This is a genomic window from Pseudoalteromonas sp. SG45-2 (genome assembly GCF_014164115.1).
GTDB classification, from domain to species: domain Bacteria; phylum Pseudomonadota; class Gammaproteobacteria; order Enterobacterales; family Alteromonadaceae; genus Pseudoalteromonas; species Pseudoalteromonas distincta.
Genome location: NZ_JACJEO010000025.1, coordinates 19,012 through 38,165, shown reverse-complemented (window position 1 = coordinate 38,165; position 19,154 = coordinate 19,012). Strand labels below are relative to the sequence as shown.

Here is a 19,154-nt window from a genome sequence, read left to right as displayed (position 1 = left end):
TTGCACTAGGGTAGTCGCTTCTATATGATGCGCTCCTTTTTAAAATCAATAGTCAGCAGCCCTCAAGGGAATCAACATCATGTTAAAGCCATTATCAGCCAAAAAAGTAGCACTTAGCCTGGCCGTTTCTTCTGCACTTAGTGCACCCTATTCTTCTGTATTTGCTGCAGAACAAGATGTTCAAGCCGAAAAAAGCATTGAAGTGATTTCAGTAACAGGTACTCGCCGTAGCTTACGCAGTATTGCCGAAAGCTCAGTACCTGTAGATATTATTACCAGCGGTGATATGCAAAGTACGGGTCAGCTAGAAATAAGCCAAATACTAGCAAACCAAGTACCTAGCTTTAACTACCCAAGTGCCACTATGGGTGATGGTACTGACCATGCAAAACCAGCTGTTTTACGTGGATTAGCACCCGATCACACATTAGTACTTATAAACGGTAAGCGCCGCCATGCCGGTGCGCTATTAAACTTAGCAGGTGTTGTTGGTCGAGGCTCTACCGCTGTTGATTTGAACATGATCCCAACCTCTGCAATTAAACGTGTTGAAGTACTTCGTGATGGCGCAGCCGCACAGTACGGTTCTGATGCAATTGCTGGGGTAATTAACATTGTACTTAAAGATGCCTCAGAAGGCGGCAGCGTTAGCGTAACGTACGGTAAATACGATACTCAAATGGCTGGCGTACCTCAGCTAGAAAGCACCTACGCAGATGCAAACGGCGACTTAGCCTTTAATACCGGTGGCGACAGAGAAGTAAACGACGGTGCAACACGCACTGTCAGCGCAAACTCTGGTTTTGCGTTATCTGATAACGGCTTTGTAAACGTATCAATTGAATACCGCGATAACGACTCAACGCAGCGCTCAGGCTTTGACCCACGCGAACAATACAGCCGTCTTGATGATGGCAGCCTAGACCCACGCGAATTTACTATCGATCGTTACAACCACCGTTTTGGTAAAGCAGACCTTGAAGATTACGCGTTGTTTTACAACATGGGTTACGACTTTGATAACGGCTTAAACCTTTATTCATTTGGTAGCTACTCAAAGCGTGAAGGTAATTCAGGTGGTTTTTACCGCCGTGCAAAAGACAGCCGTAACGTTTTAGAAGTGTACCCAGATGGATTTTTGCCGCAGATTGAAACAGACGTACAAGACTACTCATTTGCACTGGGCTTAAAAGGCGAAACTAACGACTGGACATGGGATGTAAGTACCAACTACGGCCGTAACGACTTTGGCTTTGGTGTTGTAAATAGTATAAACACATCACTAGGTGCCGACAGCCCAACCGAATTTGACAACGGTGCATTGGTTTACGATCAGTTTTTAGTAAACGCAACAGCCAATACCACACTCGATTTAGGCTTACCTGATGACGTATTTTTTACCGTAGGTACTGAATACCGCCACGAAAGCTACAAAATAGAAGAAGGCGAAGAAGCGTCTTACATCACCGCACTTGATAGCGACGGTAACCCAATTGCAGCCGGTGGCGCGCAAGTACTTGCTGGTTTTGGACCAGAAAGTGCGACTGACGAAAGCCGTCATAACATCGCTTTATTTGTTGAGTTTGATACCTACTTAACAGAAAAATGGAACGTCGTTTTAGCGGGTCGTTATGAAGATTACAGCGACTTTGGCGACACATTTACCTCTAAACTTGCCTCGCGTTACAGCATTACTGAAAACCTATCGCTGCGCGGTGCAATTAGCACCGGTTTCCGTGCGCCATCTTTAGCGCAAAGCTCGTACCGCCAAATATCAACAGTACTTGAAAACAACCAACCATTTGAAGTTGGTTTATTCCCAACCGATTCAGCCGCAGCGCAAGCACTCGGTGCTCAGCCGTTAGATGCTGAAGAGTCAGTAAACGTTACTGCGGGCTTTATGTACACGCAAGGCAGCTTTAGCTTAACCGTTGATGCGTACCGTATTGATATTGATGACCGTATTGTATTGTCTGAAAACTTAGAGGGCGATGCCGTAGTAGAAATACTACAAAATGCCGGTGAGCTAAATACCGAAAGCGTACGTTACTTTACCAACGCTATCGATTCACGCACGCAAGGTGTAGATATAGTTGCCACTTATAACCTAGATTTAGACAACTTAGGTGATTTACGCCTAAACGTAGCAGCTAACTTTAACGACACCGAAGTAACACACGTAAACGACAACCCAAGCGAACTTAACTCACTAGGTGACGACTACGTAGTGTTTGCGCGTCGTGAAGTAGGTCGCTTTGAAGAAGGCACGCCAGATAGCAAATGGAACCTATCAGCAGTGTGGAACTTTAACGAATGGCAAACAACGCTTCGTGCCACACGTTATGGTGAAGTCGCTGACATATCAACTACAGCTGATCGCGATGAATACTTAGACCCTAAATGGATCACCGACCTAGAAGTGGCATACCGTCCAGACGAATATTGGAAATTTGCCGTTGGTGCAAACAACTTGTTCGATCAGTACCCACAAGCCACCGTGGATAACATTGGTTACTCTGACTTTGGTCAAATATTCCCGTACACACCGTATGCACCTTACGGATTAGACGGACGTTTCTTATACGGTAATATTACTTACAGCTTTTAATTAGTTTACTAATAAAAGCAGAGCAATTATAAAAGGATGCATCACGCATCCTTTTATATTAATAATTAGTTATTTTAACCACTTATTAGTATTTCAACTTTCATAAAAAACCACCACCCTATATAAAACAACAGCTTACATTTCGGCCTCATTTTTGCTCTATATTGTTTATATAAATACAAACAAAAATACAAAGGACTAAACATGAGCTCATCAACTGTATCTAACATTACAAAACCACTTTCACTTATTGGCGGCATTTTATTATTAAGTGGCTGTGTATTTCACATATCGCCAAGCGTTGCCTCAGTAAAGCAAACTCAACAGCTATCACTGCCAAGCAATAATCTTGAATATTTAAATGTATTAAGCGGTGCAGGTAGCCTTGAAATAAAAGGCTCAAAAACGGCCACCAGCATTAGTGTTGATGCCACTATTTACACAGCCGACATTGAAGACGAATACGAACTAACGCTGGAGCAAGACGGTAAACAAGCAAAGCTTGTTGCCCAAAATAAAAGCCGTAATGGTATTAGCTTTTACAGTGGTCAATCTCCAAGTATTAATTTAGTGGTTACTGTGCCAAGTAATCTAAATTTAGATATTGATGATGGCTCTGGCGATATTTTAATAAGTGCTATGCAAAGCAATATTGATGTTAAAGACGGCTCGGGGAATTTAACGATAAGTGGGGCTAAAAACCTAACTGTTGACGATGGTTCTGGTGAAGTAAACCTTGAAAACATCGCAGGTAATTTAGAATTAACCGACGGCTCTGGCAGTATTCATATAAACAACGTAAGCGGTAATGCAACTATTGACGATGGTTCTGGCGAAATGCACGTGAGCAACATAACCGGTTTGCTAAACGTTGAAGATGGATCGGGTGATTTAGTGATAAGCCATATAAGCGGTGCAGTTAATGTTGATGATAACTCTGGTGACCTGCTTATTGAGCATATTGGTTCAAGCGTAACAATTGAAGACGGTTCGGGTGATATTCGCGTTAACCATGCAAAGGGGCTGACTATTACTGAGTCGGGCTCGGGCGATGTAAGTATCGATAATATTAGCGGTTCAGTAAAAGTAGCTGACTAACTTTATTTAAGCGTTATTCAACTGCCATTTAATATACTTTATGCCCTCTCAATCTGGGCATAAAGCACTCCCCTCAAAGTATAAATTATTTAAAAGCAGCACTGTTTCACGTTAACTATTTCCTAAAATAATGAAAATTTACTTATTTGATTTATTTTTTTGCTTTATATCTAATTTAGGTACATATTAATATTCAACTTTATTAAAAGGATATTAATACTATGAAATGGAAACTCTTAATTCTAATCACGACTCTATTCACGCTTGTTGCATGTGGCTCTGGAGGTTCAGACCCCAAAACAGTAACTAAACCGCTCAGCACTAACACAAAGCCTATTGCGGTTATTACCACCGAGCAATCGGAGTTTAAAGTAAATACCACCCTCGTTTTTAGCGCAGCACAAAGTAGTGACCCCGATGGCGATGCACTCAGCTATCAATGGCAATTAACCAGCAAAAACGAACAAGTAGAAATACCGATTACGGTTAATAACGAAAGTACCGTTGAGTTTTCAGTATCTGAAGCACAAGAGTACCAATTAGTATTAACCGTGAGTGACGGCAAGCTTTCAAGCACACCTGCACAAAAACAACTCACCGTTACTGCAAATACCCAACTAATTGCTAACGCAGGTAGCACACAAACCGTTAAGCAAGGGGATGTTGTGCTTTTAAATGGCGCGCAAAGTAGCACAACCAGCGGCGCCATTAATCAATACAAATGGCAATTTATTACCAAGCCCGTAGCAAGTAATGCAACGCTTGAAAATGCGACTCAAGTTAAAAGCCAGTTTGTTGCAGACGAAATAGGCGAGTTTAAGGTTGAGCTTACCGTTACTAATTCACAAGGTGATACGGCAAGCACTGTTGTACTCATAAAAAGTGAATCGCTTAATTCTAACTCATCGCCACAAGCGGTTATTAACGTAGAAAATAAAACAATTGCCCCAAATGAAGTTGTTACGCTTTATGGTAACCAAAGTACTGATCCCGATAAAAACGATACGCTTAGTTATGCGTGGGCAATTACATCAAAACCCGAGGGCAGCACGCCGGCTCTTTCAAACATGCAAAATCATACCGCTGGGTTTTCAGCGTCAACAGCTGGAGATTACTCGCTTTCACTCACTGTTACCGACCAACAAAACAAAAGCGATACCGCATCAGTTACTTTAACTGTTACCACAAGTAATAAAGCCCCCGTTGCAACACTTGAATCCGAACGTGATATTACGTTAAACGAATCTACCACTTTGCAGTGCCAACAATGTAGCGACCCTGACGGAGATACACTGAGCTATAACTGGCAGTTACAAGCTAAGCCTGTAAATAGTGCATCACAACTGACTAACAGCACATCAGCAACACCCTCTATTGTTGCCGATAAAGAAGGCGACTACGTTGTAGTACTTACAGTGTCTGATGGCCAATTAAGCTCAAACCAAGCAACCTCAGCACTGCATGCCAGTAGCAATAAAAAGCCTATCACTTTGGTAACTTATGAAACCTCTATAACGGTTGATGAACAAGTTTTACTTGATGCCTCGACTAGTTACGATCCAGAAGGCCAACCACTAAGCTACCAATGGGAAATCATTTCGTCGCAAGGCCAAGCAACGCTTAGCAGTAATACAATATCAAAACCAACGTTTAGCGCATCAGTAGAGGGGCAAGTTGTTATTTCGTTACGCACTAACGATGGCGTGCAGTTCTCTGACACAAAAACCCTAACAATTGATGTAATACAAAACGCATTGCCAGTAATTAGCTTCACGGGGGAGCAATCACGCTACGATGTAGTGGGCAATGCAGTTAAATTTGATGTAAGCCAAAGTTACGACCCAGAAGGAACCACTCTCGATTACGCTTGGACACTATCAGCCCCATCAGGCTCGAGCACCAGCTTAAGCAATGCAAACCAAAGTATTACCGAATTTATCGCCGATATGACAGGTAGTTACACGCTAACCGTTGTAGCAACTGATGCTGATGGATTTTCAAAAAGTGTGCAATTCTCAATTACAGTAACTAACTCTGCCCTACTTACCGGTCGTATTAAAGGACAACTCACTAATGTGCAAAAAGCGGCTATAAGTAATGCACAGCTAACAATTAATGGACTGCAGTACACTACCAACACAAACGGCTTTTTTGATGAAGAGGTTAATTTAGCACAAGGTGAAAAAATAACGATAACCACCGCAGACGAAAGACTCGCAACAGGGGTATATAACTCTGTAGCAATTACGCAAAGCAACTTTACTGTGGATATAGGCCAAAATAGCATGCCCGTTTTACAAGCTGTTGAGGTTTCGGTATTTGTGTGTGCTGAGTTTTCAGGCCCCGACACCGTTAACTTACGCTTTAACATGGTAGATACACTTTTAGCGTCAGATAGTTTTCAATTTAGCTTTGATCAAACCAAACCACTTACTTTGCAAAAAAGCGGAAGTACTTACCTCGATAGCGAATTGGATATCGACCTACCTGCATCAGCAGAGTTTGAAGTAACAGCAATTGAAACAAGCGTTGAAAATACAATCAGCTCAAACATTACTATTTACCATTCTGATTCAGGCCAACCAAGCTCAGCAATTATAAGTATTTGTAATATTTAGCCCCCCAAATAAGCCCTTCAACATAAAGTGCTATTCTTAGCCCAGTAGTTATAACCATTAGTGTTATAACTACTGATAAATAAGCAACTTTGAGCCATATAATCCATTGTATTTTATAAGCAGCTAAGCCATTCTAAAAGCCTTGATGTTATTAGGATAAACGCGTGTTAGAAATTGCTTTAATTTACTTAGCAGCAGCCATTGTAGCTGTCCCTATTGCAAAACGAGTCGGACTGGGCTCAGTGTTAGGTTATTTAATTGCCGGCATACTCATTGGCCCTTATGCGCTGGGTGTTGTGGGCGATCAAACCGATGTAATGCACTTCGCCGAATTTGGCGTAGTAATGATGCTGTTTTTAGTGGGCCTTGAGCTACAACCTTCGCGTTTATGGACATTGCGCCACTCTATTTTAGGGCTTGGCGGCTTACAGGTCGTGCTATCGGCAGCGGCTATTTTTGCGTTTTGTTATTGGTTTTTTGCCATGCATTGGCAAACCGCACTCGCCATTGGTTTAATGCTGGCGCTCTCCTCTACTGCTATTGTGCTGCAGAGCCTTGAAGAAAAAGGCTGGCTAAAGCAAGAAGCCGGACAAAACGCGTTTTCGGTATTGCTGTTTCAAGACATCGCAATTATTCCTATTTTAGCCCTATTGCCACTGCTTGCATTTGCCCCGCAAACTAGCACAAAAGAAATCAGCGACTCGATTATTGCAAGCTGGCCTGTATGGCAACAAGTATGTGTATCGGTTGCGGTTATTGCCGCTATTATTGCCGGCGGTAAATATGTATCGGCGCCGTTATTTAGATACATTGCCCAAACACACATGCGTGAAATATTTACTATTTTTGCACTGTTTTTAGTGGTCGCTATTGCACTGGTTATGCAAAGCATTGGTTTATCACCTGCTTTGGGTACTTTTTTAGCGGGTGTGGTACTTGCCGAGAGTGAGTTTAGACACGAATTAGAAGCCGATATAGAACCCTTTAAAGGCTTACTTTTAGGATTGTTTTTTATAACTGTTGGCGCATCAATTAACTTTGAACTGCTATTTAACGAGTTTAGTACTGTTATAGGCTTAGTGGTTTTACTTATTGTAGTTAAAGCCTGCATTTTATTTGCCCTTGCCGTTACCTTTAAAATTAACAGCAAACAGCAATTATTATTTGCCTTAGCGCTTGCCCAAGGGGGTGAGTTTGCCTTTGTACTGTTAAGCGTAACCACCACCTTAAGTATTTTAACGCCCGAGCAAACCAGCCTTGTTACCTTAGTTGTGGCGGTATCAATGCTAATAGCGCCGTTATTACTTATGGTTTATGAGCAAATACAAAAACGCAGCAGCAGTGCTCTGCCTGAGTTTGATAAGCCTGAGCAAATTAGCACCGCTAAGCACGTAATTATTGCGGGCTACGGACGTTTTGGCCAAATTATGGGTCGTTTACTGCACGCGCAAGGCTACGAAATTACTGTACTTGATCACAGCCCAAGCCAAATAGAATTACTACGCCGTTTTGGCAATACCGTATTTTATGGCGATGCCGCACGCCAAGAACTCCTTGAAGCCGCAGGCGCGCACACCGCGCAAATGCTGGTAATTGCAATTGATAACCCCGATAAAACCATTGAGATAATTAAGCTCGCGCATAAAAACTACCCGCAGTTAAAAATTGTTGCTCGCGCAATCGACCGCCGCCATGCGTATCAGTTACTTAATTTAAAAGTAGATGCGTTTAACCGCGAAACAGTCGACTCAGCTATTAACCTTGCCGTAGAAGCACTCGAGTTACTAGGTAACACTAAGCAAGATGCAGAGCGTGCTGGTAAGCTATTTAGAGACCACGACCGCGCTGCAGTACTGCAACTTGCTGCATTATGGGGAGACGACGCCAGCTACGGCGTAGCAGTGCGCCAACGCATGGAAGATTTAAAACAAGTGCTGCAACAAGATAAACAAGCACAAAGCGATTTAAATACCTGCGACAGCGGCGATTGCGAAGACGGCTTAACCGAAGTAGCGAGTAAACCTAAAAAGCCTGATGATGCTCATCTTGAGTAGCGTCTAAAAACTGATATGTGCTATTAGCGTGAGTTAATAGCACTGTGAATAAGCGCCACAATCAAATAAGTTATCTGAAAGCATAGCTGTACTTTTTAGTTAGTGTTCAAAGCGCTTATATGTTCCACGCCAATCTGAGTGTTCAGGATATTTAATCTTATAAGCATTTATTTCAGCCTTAGAAGCGTACTGAAAATAGATAGAGAAATAGTCACTTATGTAGCTTTCGCCGTCACCCATTCTCCAAAATATATCGCTCGGATGATAATTTGGAAATTTAATCCAAGGCGGTTTTGGCGGAGTATGCTTTAACTTATTTTCATAACGCTCTTTAAGCATTTTATTCCAAGCAGCTCTATGCTCTAGATACTTGCCCCATTTTTCATCGGTAGTGTTAGCTGGTTTTTCACTTCCCATTGATGAAATAGGTATAAGCATTAAAATAAACACTAAGACGGTGTAAATATTTATAAAATGACGCATGACTAAATATGAGCTTTAATAAATGCTTTTAGTTCTTCTTTTTCGGCTTCGTTTGTAAATGTGCTAGCTGGGATTATTAAAGCCAATAACTTGTCTACAAATATATATAAATCGCCTTTATTTTCTTCCATTGCTTCAACGGCTTGCCATTTATAAAAGTAACTTCCAAGATGATTAGTCTCGCGAATGCCATCAGCTTGAAATTCAATTGTTTTATTGCCAATCATTACGCCATTTTCATTGGGGATTGATTGCTCTTTTAACTTATGATTATTGTATAAAAATACAATAATTAATATTAAAAATGGCACTGCTACAATTAACCCACTTGGCCAATGAAAGTCAGAAAGGCGAATAGACTCGACCTGAAAGATAGTCATAAAAACAACAGTTATTACAAACCAAACAATCACATTTTTTATAACTCCTGAGTCTTTTTTACCTTGAGGCGTACACAACCTTTTTATTGCAAAATCAGCATAGTCGGTATAATTCTTTTTAGTAACAGTGATAGATTTGATCATAAAAAATGAATCCTAACTTTGTTTAAACATAGCGAACTACTTAAGCTATATAAATATAAGACCAAACAAAACCCGAACAAACTATTTCAAGCGCTTTGATCGACGTTTAAAAATAATTTAATAATTCGATCTATTTTAGTGGTGGTGGGGGCGCGATGATCATTTCTGGTTGATTTGCTCTGAGTAACTCTTTTAAATTTAACTGTATTCTTTCACCACACATTACAATTCCTTTTTTGTCTTTTGTTGTTGAATAACCAAGTACTATATTTAATGAATCTAATCTCTCAGGATTAACTTGAAAAAATACCTTGTAATAACCTTCATAACTATTAGCTTCAGTAAAATCCAAGTCTGCTAATAAAGTATCTTTTTCACTACTGTAAATGACGTTAAATAATAGTCTTTAAATATCTCAGGTACGTAGACATCATAGCCAACAAAGTTACCTACGCTATAGTCTTCATTTATTTTTGCAAAAGAGGCTGATTGGCCTAGTTCATCATTGCCGCAGGCAAATAATAAGCTAGTCCATAAAAAACATATAACTAAAAGTACTCGCATTTAAGTTCCAATATAACAGCTTTGCTAATAAGTACTTTTTCAAGCGTCCCTATTGCGTGGACTTCTATTAGTATCAAATAGCGTAAGTTATTGCGAACTATAAATAATTAGCAGCAGGCGGTGCTTATTTATAAGATGAGGCGATTATTCGAAGTATTATTTAGGCGGAAGTATTTTAAATTCACTTTATTTTAGAGGCCGGTTGATAGCTCACCACAGCTTGCTGACTGAAGTATAAATTTACCCCCAACACAGCAAGCTCGTCCTACGCCACATTAAAACTCAACTAAAACCTAGTGGTGATGCCCGCCTTGAATAGCCTCGCCCTGCTGGTTATAAAAGCCAGTTGCGCCGTGCTCAATAAAACCAAGGTTTATCATTTTAGCTAAAAATGGGTCGCCTTCGTTATCGCCAATGTCGGCGTAATCGGTGGTTTGAAAGCGATCCCACTGTGCAAATTGAGCACTAATTAATGGCTCATTAGTGTTTACATTATTAAGGCTTAGTAATGTACTTGTTTGGCTTTTTTTATTACTAATACTAAATGTTTTAACTAATTTTGAATGCGTAATAAAGGCAAGGTTAAAGTCGTTGCCATTTTCGCTCAGTGTATAGTTTTTCACTTCATCACAGCCTTTGCCTTGTGTGCTTACTAAGGTCATTTTTTCGATTAAGTGGTTATCCACCAGCTGACTTTTAGCACTCCAGTTTTGTACGCCGCGTACCTCAGATGGTTGATATTCAATACCGCGTTGCTGGGCATTAAAATAACGTATTGGTCGTATTTGATTATTGGCTAAGTGCTGCCAAAGCTCGGTTATTACTTCACTTTGATGCGCTACTTGCTGATTGTTTCGCCAAAGGGTAAGTGACTCGCTACTTTGCTGCGCTTTATGGCTGTTGGTAATTTTATAATCCGCTTTTAAATGCTTGGCATCAATATCACATTGCGAGGCAAAGCTACTTGTACTTACAAGCGTGGCAATTATTAATAACGCTTTTTTCATTTAGCTATCTCTTATTTATATTTCAAGTTTATGGCAATAACATAACGATTATAAATGTCAGTTTAATGACAAAAACCCCGCAAAGTATGCGGGGTTTTTTATTTAGATATATTTAACTAAATTTATAACTAGGCGGTATTTATTGCGCTAGTTTTTCGTCTGCTGCTTTTACAAAGTCAGCGGCAAAGTCCATTACATGGAATAAAAAGCTTTGCTCGTTTGTGCCTGTTACCAAGTGTGCACCTGGGCCCATTGCATAAACGCCAACATCTTCACCGGCATGTGTTTCTGAGCCAAGTGGTACTAACGACTCTTGGTGAAAACCCGGTGTTGTTGTATCAACATCGCTTAAGTCAACACGCCCTGTTACCGGTGCGGCTAAGTAAGATGCATCGGCATTGGTTTCATCGCCTAAATCTCTGTAACCTAAACCATTAGTGTAGCCAACAGTTGTATAAGGCATATCATCGGCGGCGAGGCTTGGCTCAGTTTCGCCCACGGCAACCACTTTACCTAAAATTGGGTTACCGCGTTTAGGGTAACCGGCAATGGTAAATACATGGCTGTGATCGGCAGTTACAACTATTAATGTTTCTTCTGGGTTGGTGTTTTCCATTGCCACTTTAACGGCTTTGGCAAGCTCAATGGTGTCGTTTAACGCGTTATAAGCATTACCCGCATGATGCGCGTGGTCAATTCGACCCGACTCAACCGTTAAGAAAAAACCTTGCTCGTTGTTATCAAGCACGCTTATTGCTTTTTCAGTCATTTGTGAAAGCGAAGGCTCGCCTGCTACATCATTTGCTCGATCAGCTTCGTACTGCATGTGGGATTCGTTAAATAAGCCAAACACTTTAGTGGCGTCGTCACTTATTGCATCAAAACCGGTTTGATCCATTACGTACGTGCCATTTGGATATTGCGTTTTCCACTCTGCGGTTAAGTCGCGGTTATCTGTACGATCCCCTTCAACAGCACTTACTGCATCGGTTGAATTAAACGCAGCATCTTTTGGTAAAAAGTGACGACGACCGCCGCCCATTACTACGTCAATACCGTCTACATCAACACCACTAAAGCGTGCTTCTAGGTTGGCTTCAAAGTTAACTAGTTGCGATGCAATATCTTCACACGTTGCGGCACTTTCTGGCATATCGGAGATATCTTCCCAGTTACGCTCTGCCGATTTAGCATACGTTGCAGCTGGGGTTGCGTGAGTAATACGCGCTGTAGAAATAATCCCTGTTGCTTTACCTGCAATTTCAGCAAGCTCTAATGAGGTAACTAGTTCGTGCCCTTTGCCTGATGCACAATTACCACGTTCAACCGCTTCATCTATACCTAAAACGCCCGCGTCGGTTTTAACACCCGATGCCATTGCGGTCATAGTGCCTGCCGAATCTGGCGTTTGCGCATCTACGTTGTATGTTTTTACAAAGCCCGAAAAAGGCATAGTTTCAAAGCTTAACTGGTGCTCTTCACCCATTTCGCCCTCTAACTGACCCGCTAAAATACGTGCTGCGGTTATGGTAGAAATACCCATACCATCGCCCACAAATAAAATAACGTTTTTAGCTTTGCCTGATTCAGTAACAATGTTGCTACTGGCTGTTTGTGCAGCACCTAATTTTGTTTGTGCTTCACTAAACCATGCATTACTAGTAAGCGAGGCTAATTGCTCGTTTGTGAGCGACGTTGCAGGTGCATTACACACTAAATTAGTTGAGTTAACTTCGTCGCTGTCTAGCACGTCGTTATTATTGGTATCTGCGCCTACTTGAGTCTCTACACCGCCATTAATGCACTGATCAGAGCCCACTGCAATAGCGTTATCTACTGCAATAATATTATTTTCATTTTTGTTATCGTCACTCGAGCAACCTGCTAGCGCGACCATTACTGCTAAAGAAAGTACTGTTAATTTGTTCATGTTAGCCGCCATTATTGCTGAGTTAGTTCAAGAGCTTGATTAATTAGATGAAACACTACGTTTTGTTCAATTACGCCTTGTGCTAGCTGAGCACCTGGACCTTTTGCATGCAGTGAAATATCTTCACCCGCGTGTGTTTCTGAGCCCATTGGTACAGTTGCTTCTTGGTGAAAACCTGGGGTCGTTGTATCAACGCCATTTAGCTCAACACGCCCTGCAACAGCAGCACTTGTGTAACTTGCATCCGCATCAGTCTCACTGCCCAAGTTTCTAAAACCTAAACCATTTGCGTAACCTACTGTGGTGTACGGCATATCGTCGGCGGCTAAGCTTGGTGTTGTTTCGCCTACTGCAACTACTTGACCTAAAATTGGATTACCACGCTTAGGGTAGCCGGCAATAGTAAATACATGGCTGTGATCAGCGGTTACTAAAATAAGGGTTTCTTCTGGATTGGTGTTATCTACCGCTGCTTGCACGGCTTTAGCAAACTCAATGGTGTCGTTAAGCGCGTTGTACGCATTACCCGCATGGTGCGCGTGGTCAATTCGACCCGACTCAACCGTTAAGAAAAATCCATTATCGTTTTTACCAAGCACTTCAATTGCTTTAGTGGTCATATCGGTAAGCGAAGGCTCGCCCGCTACATCATTTGCGCGGTCAGCTTCGTACTGCATGTGGGATTCGTTAAATAAACCAAATACTTTAGTTGCGTCATCTGCAATTGAATCAAAGCCTGTTTGATCCATTACGTACGTAGCATCTGGGTATTGTGTTTGCCACTCAGTTACTAGGTTGCGCTCGTCAGTACGGTCGCCTTCTATAGCGCTTACTGCGTCTGTTGAGTTAGCTGTTTCATCTTTTGGTAAAAAGTGACGACGACCGCCACCCATTACAAAATCAAGACCGTCTACGTCGGTCCCTACAAATCGTGCTTCTAGGTTTTTTTCAAAGTTAACCAGTTGCGATGCAATGTCTTCACAGCCACCCGTTACGGCATCTTCTGGCATATCTGATACGTCTTCCCAGTTACGGTCAGCCGATTTAGCATACGTGGCAGCAGGAGTTGCATGAGTAATACGTGCTGTAGAAATAATACCTGTAGATAGCCCTTTAATTTCAGCTAATTCGGTCGCGGTAATTAGCTCATTACCTGCTACTGTTGAACACACGCCGCGTTCAATATCTTCATCTACACCAATAACGCCCACATCGGTTTTTACACCCGAAATAATAGCCGTCATCGTGCCTGCTGAATCGGGCGTTTGAGCATCTACGTTATACGTTTTAACTTGTGCAGAGTATGGGAACTCTTCAAAGCTTAAATAACCTTCTTCGCCAGATTGGTTATTACGCTGCCCTTGCAAAATGCGCGCGGCAGTAAGAGTAGATATACCCATACCATCGCCCACAAATAAAATAACGTTTTTAGCTTTAGTGGCTTGTGTAGCCTGCGCTTGTGCTGTTTTTGTTGTTAGTTTAGTTTGCGCAGCGCTATACCAGCTGCTGTCTGTTTGGCTTTGCGGTAGTACATCAGCATGGCTCACTGCGCTAAACGTAAACGTTAGCGCGATTGCCGCAGCGACTTTTTTAATTTTCATCCGTAATTCCCATTGTTTAGTGGTTATTTTTTTGAAATGTGTAAACACAAAAAAGATCAACCGCTGCACTATAGAAAACAGATGTGACTGATAAAGGTAATTTTAATGAAAGTAAAATGACTAAACTATTACAAAGATAAGTCACAAAAAAAACGCAACGTGTAAAACGTTGCGCTTGTAGGGAAATTATTGAGGGAGTTATTTAAATATTAAAAACGTGCTTTAAACGATACTCCAAAGTAGCGCTCAGCATCACGTGGTATTTGGTAACGGAAGTTATCGCCACTGTAGGTAGTTGCGTAGCTTTCATCTGTTAAGTTTTTAGCAATAAGCGACACTCTAAACGCGTCATCTTTAAACGATAAACCCACACTTGCGTTTAAAATACCGTAATCTGGTAACAAAGCGGCTGGGTTAAATTCGCCTACGTTGTCTGGTAGGTCTGAGTATTGCTCGTCGGTATAAATGTAAGAGCCATTTATATGTACGTTAAAGCCATGGTCGGTTTCAATAAAGTAGTCAGCCGTTAGTGAGTATTTTAAATCTGGCGAAAATGGTACATCTAAACCTGAGCGGTCAGTACATGAACCTGCGGCTACCTCTGCCGGACAATTAAACTCGTCAATTTCAGCTTTAATGTAAGCAACACCACCGGTAAGCGTTAGCGACTCTGTTGCAGCCCACATAAAGTCAACTTCAACACCTTGCGTACTTACATCACCCGCATTGGTTAAGCGCGTAATACAAGTGCCGTCTGAACAGTCAAAGTTGTTAGCTTGAAAGCCTTCAATTTCGGTTCTGAAAAGCGCCATGTTAAATACAAATTCGCGGCTTGCGTATTTGTAGCCTATTTCATAAGCGTCAGACTCTTCAGGTGCTATTTCGCGGCTGTCGGTGTCTGGGTTAAAGTTATAATAAATATTAAAACCAGGGCCTTTGTAACCTTGCGAGTAAGTGCCGTATACCATTTGGCCATCGCCTAAATCGTATTGCATACCTAAACGACCCGATACGTTGGTTTCTTCGGCTTTACCTTCATCATCTGTATTAAGTGTTGCTGGACGTACGCCTACACCGGTGCGGCCATATACATCATTACTTACACGGCGATGCGTGTAAGACACTTCATCGTCGGTGTAACGAATACCAAATAATACGCGTAAATCTTCAGATAAATCGTAAGTACCATCGGCAAAAGCGGCCCAGTTATTAAATTCTGTGCTCATAAAAGCAGTGGCCGATACAATATCGTTTGCGTTACAGCTAACGCCTAGGCCTTGTGTGTAACCTTCTAAATCAGTAAGCGCTGTATCAAGTTCAGCGCCCGATAAGTTATTTTGCGCGTAAAAAACCATTGCGCTATCAAGCTGGCCACCATTATTTTGACAACTAGCATCGCGAGTAAAGTTACGTTGTGAATCCATGTTCCAATAAAATAAGCCAGCAACATAGTTAAATGGCCCAGCTAGGTTTGATGTAACTCTAAATTCTTGCGAAAACTGATCCCATTGCTGTGCACCTAAATCGTGTAATTGAAACGGCGCGTCAAATACCGGCTCGCTGCTGTCGCCAGCAATAGAGGTAAAGTCGCCTTCACGGTACTCTGTGTTATCCCACGAACGCTGCGCTGTAATTGAAGTATATGTATAGTCGCCAATTGTTTTATCAACCTGTACCGAAAACGCGCTATGTTCGTCAATTGTGCGCGACTCGTAGTCGTGATCAACGCTGCGTTGGTCTAAATCAATATCGGCTACGCCATCAACTATACCGTTACTGTTTGGTACTGATTTTGAATCTGGATTACGGCCACTTGGTAGTGCTTCTAAGTCGGCACAACAATCATCGTCAGCGTTATAAAATTCTGCAATAAATTTTACGCTTAAGTCATCCTCTGGCTCGTATTTAAATACAGCACGTGCACCTTCACGGTCGTAACCGTTTACTTTTTCGTTGTTGTAAACGTTATCAATGTAACCGTCAAATTTACCTTTAAATACCGTTAGGCTTGCCGCTAGGTCGTCGGTTAAACCGCCGCTTATAACGCCTTTAAAACGGTATTCGTTATCTTGATAAAACGAGGTTTCTACGCTGCCTGTTGTGTCGTACGAGGGATCTTTTGTTGTTATGTTTACCACACCTGCTGAGGCGTTTTTACCAAACAATGTACCTTGTGGCCCGCGTAATACTTCAATGCGGTCTACGTCGTATAAATCGGCAAATGCTTGACCCGAGCGGCCAAGCACCACGCCATCAACAACAGTTGCTACACTTGGCTCGGCAGCAATACTAAATGAAATAGTACCAATACCGCGCACTGTTAGCGCTGAGTTACGGGTTGTGGTGCCTTTTCTAAAGCTAACTGAAGGGACAAGTGACTGTAAGCCTTCCATGTTATTAGCAAAAGCTGAATTAATTTGATCGCTATTAAGTACCGATACCGCAACAGGTACTTCGTTTAAACTTTGCGTTCTTTTTTGTGAAGTAACGACTATTTTTTCAAACGTATCGTTTTTAGCTGTTTCTGTTTTTTGTTGTTCTTGTTCGGTTTGCTCTTGCTGCGCATGTACCTGCGCGCTAAGCGCTAAACCGGTTGTCATTGCTAACGTGACTGCCAAGCTTAAGACGGACTTTTTAGCTCTCATGTCATTCTCCATATTGTGCGTGTGTGCTGTGTGGTACCGCGCTAGCAATTGTGTGTGTTGCTAATAAAGCGGTGTCAGTGTGTGATACTTTCCTTAAAGCTCTTATATCTTATATAAGAGCTTTAAATTTAAACAAACTATCTTACTAATGCAAACATTATGTGAATTAAATGTGATTTAAGTTTGGTATACAGAATATAGCCGCAGGTTATGCGGCGTTTTTAGCACCAATACGCGCTAAGCTATTTTCGTAACTAACCTGCCAACGACGTACACTCCACCAGCTAAGCACTAAGGCTGTAGACCATACAGCAGCTAAACTTGGTACAAAGTACACACTGGTTCCACCAACCAATCCGAGTGGCGAAAATAATATATATAAGCTAACAATCAAGCTTACTAATACAATTGCGCAAGGTAATGCGTATTTCCAAGGGTTAAGGTCTACCTCAGCTTTGCGTGTAAATTGCCATGGTGTTTTAAGTGGTTTGTAGTAACCAATACCCAGCATTATCACCAATTCAATTAAGAACAAAATGGCGTAAATATGAATAAAGTTAATGTCTACATCCCATACAAATTTAAGCAAGGTGTAGGCAATAATATGGAATATAATCGCGACTTTAGCGCCCAGTGCAGGCACTTTTCGAGTAAACAAACCTACCAATACAATTGTGATGACCGGAATGTTGTAAAAGCCTGTAAACACACGAATTATGTGCCATAAACCTTCAGGTGCGAACATCAATAATGGCGCAGTTATAAACGACAATATGGCAATAACAATACTAGTAATTTTGGCTACTTTTATAAGTTGGCTGTCTGTTACCTTATTTTTTTTCATTGGCTTATAAACGTCTAAGCAAAACAAGGTTGCCGCGCTATTGAGGAGTGAATTAAATGAGCTAAATACAGCACCTAGCAATACGGCCAAAAAGAACCCAGATAAATACTGTGGAAGCACTTCTTTCACTAAATGTGGGTAAGCTAAATCGATAGTGGGTAGGCTTTCGTGTTTATAAAGATGGTAAGCAATAACGCCTGGGATCATCATCATAAACGGTACTAACACTTTAAAGTACCCTGAAAACAACACGCCTTTTTGCCCTTCTACTAAGTTTTTAGCGCCCAGCGTACGCTGGATCACGTACTGATTAGTACCCCAATAAAACAAATTAGCGAGGATCATACCTGTAAAAATAGTGCCAAATGGCACGGGATCATCCTCGCTACCAATAGCGTTGAGTTTTTCTGTATCGGTGTTTACAAGGGTGCTTAACCCTTCTGAAAAACTACCGTCGCCTAGTGCTATCAAACCTAGTGTGGGCACTAGAATACCAATAATTAATAACCCAACACCGTTAATGGTATCTGATACCGCAACCGCCTTTAAACCGCCAAAAACAGCGTATATAGCGCCAACTGAGCCCACTGTAATAATGGTCACAATCAGGCTTGCTTCGTAACTCATATTTAATAAGGTAGGAACATCAAACAGCCTAAGTACGGCTATTGATCCTGAGTACAAAACCGAAGGGATCGTTATAAAACAATACCCTACCATAAATAAGATCACCGTCATGCGGCGTACGGTATCATCAAAACGATCTCGTAAAAATTCAGGCAAGGTAGAAAACGCGCCCGCTAAATAACGAGGCAAAAAGATCAACGCCATAATGATGGTTGATACTCCTGCGGTTACTTCCCAAGCCATTGAGCTTAGGTTGTAACCATAGGCTGAGCCATTAAGGCCAATTAGTTGCTCTGCTGATAAATTTGTGAGGATCATCGACCCTGCTATAAACGTACCCGTTAACCCACGACCCGCTAAAAAGTAGCCATCTTGGGTGTTAACTTCTCCTTTGGTTTTTTGGTACGAGATATATCCCACCAGCGCCATAAACGCCAAGCACGATAGCAGTGTCATGGTAATGTTCATACCTTCCATCTTGCGCCCCTTTTAGCTTACTTTACTCGGTAAAAAGTAAGCTAATATCTTTATTATTGTGTGTTGTATGTGTG

General features: G+C 41.7%; 13 protein-coding genes. 4 read left to right on the top strand and 9 right to left on the bottom strand.

Going from position 1 to position 19,154, the window contains the following annotated elements; translation table 11 throughout:
• Positions 1 to 79: 79 nt before the first annotated feature.
• The 4 genes from H5116_RS16825 to H5116_RS16810 all read left to right on the top strand — a co-directional run bounded on the left by H5116_RS16825 (position 80) and on the right by H5116_RS16810 (position 8,378).
• Positions 80 to 2,608 (top strand): TonB-dependent siderophore receptor, encoded by a 2,529-nt coding sequence (locus H5116_RS16825; RefSeq protein ID WP_029753253.1) that lies wholly within the window; start codon positions 80 to 82, stop codon positions 2,606 to 2,608.
• Positions 2,609 to 2,812: 204 nt separating this feature from the next.
• Positions 2,813 to 3,706 (top strand): hypothetical protein, encoded by an 894-nt coding sequence (locus H5116_RS16820; RefSeq protein WP_182696062.1) that lies wholly within the window; start codon positions 2,813 to 2,815, stop codon positions 3,704 to 3,706.
• A 221-nt stretch (positions 3,707 to 3,927) separates the two neighbouring features.
• On the top strand, positions 3,928 to 6,324 hold the full coding sequence (locus H5116_RS16815) for a PKD domain-containing protein (RefSeq protein ID WP_182716678.1): 2,397 nt from the start codon (positions 3,928 to 3,930) through the stop codon (positions 6,322 to 6,324).
• Positions 6,325 to 6,488: 164 nt separating this feature from the next.
• Entirely contained in the window at positions 6,489 to 8,378 is a 1,890-nt protein-coding gene (locus tag H5116_RS16810; RefSeq protein ID WP_010554522.1) for a monovalent cation:proton antiporter-2 (CPA2) family protein, read from the top strand.
• A 99-nt stretch (positions 8,379 to 8,477) separates the two neighbouring features.
• Here the strand turns inward: H5116_RS16810 and H5116_RS16805 are convergent, their stop codons facing one another.
• From H5116_RS16805 to H5116_RS16770, 9 genes are all read right to left on the bottom strand, one after another.
• Complete coding sequence (locus H5116_RS16805; protein WP_002960201.1) at positions 8,478 to 8,861, bottom strand: hypothetical protein; 384 nt, start codon at positions 8,859 to 8,861, stop codon at positions 8,478 to 8,480.
• Between the two features lie 2 nt (positions 8,862 to 8,863).
• Entirely contained in the window at positions 8,864 to 9,385 is a 522-nt protein-coding gene (locus H5116_RS16800; protein WP_182696065.1) for a YcxB family protein, read from the bottom strand.
• 130 nt (positions 9,386 to 9,515) lie between these two features.
• Positions 9,516 to 9,737: a hypothetical protein gene (locus H5116_RS20420; RefSeq protein ID WP_259398850.1), complete on the bottom strand. Its 222-nt coding sequence runs from the start codon at positions 9,735 to 9,737 to the stop codon at positions 9,516 to 9,518.
• A gap of 5 nt (positions 9,738 to 9,742) precedes the next feature.
• Complete coding sequence (locus H5116_RS20415) at positions 9,743 to 9,949, bottom strand: hypothetical protein (protein ID WP_259398849.1); 207 nt, start codon at positions 9,947 to 9,949, stop codon at positions 9,743 to 9,745.
• 293 nt (positions 9,950 to 10,242) lie between these two features.
• The gene (locus H5116_RS16790) at positions 10,243 to 10,956 is read right to left on the bottom strand and encodes a hypothetical protein (protein WP_182696067.1); all 714 of its coding nucleotides are present in this window, start codon (positions 10,954 to 10,956) and stop codon (positions 10,243 to 10,245) included.
• 139 nt (positions 10,957 to 11,095) lie between these two features.
• Positions 11,096 to 12,886 (bottom strand): alkaline phosphatase, encoded by a 1,791-nt coding sequence (locus H5116_RS16785; RefSeq protein ID WP_182716677.1) that lies wholly within the window; start codon positions 12,884 to 12,886, stop codon positions 11,096 to 11,098.
• 11 nt (positions 12,887 to 12,897) lie between these two features.
• Positions 12,898 to 14,487 carry an alkaline phosphatase gene (locus H5116_RS16780; RefSeq protein WP_024595529.1) on the bottom strand — a complete coding sequence of 530 codons (1,590 nt, stop codon included), beginning with the start codon at positions 14,485 to 14,487 and terminating at the stop codon, positions 12,898 to 12,900.
• A 209-nt stretch (positions 14,488 to 14,696) separates the two neighbouring features.
• Entirely contained in the window at positions 14,697 to 17,132 is a 2,436-nt protein-coding gene (locus H5116_RS16775) for a TonB-dependent receptor (RefSeq protein WP_182716676.1), read from the bottom strand.
• 208 nt (positions 17,133 to 17,340) lie between these two features.
• Positions 17,341 to 19,080, bottom strand: a complete 1,740-nt coding sequence (locus tag H5116_RS16770) for a solute:sodium symporter family transporter (protein WP_182712502.1) — start codon at positions 19,078 to 19,080, stop codon at positions 17,341 to 17,343.
• Positions 19,081 to 19,154 lie beyond the last annotated feature (74 nt).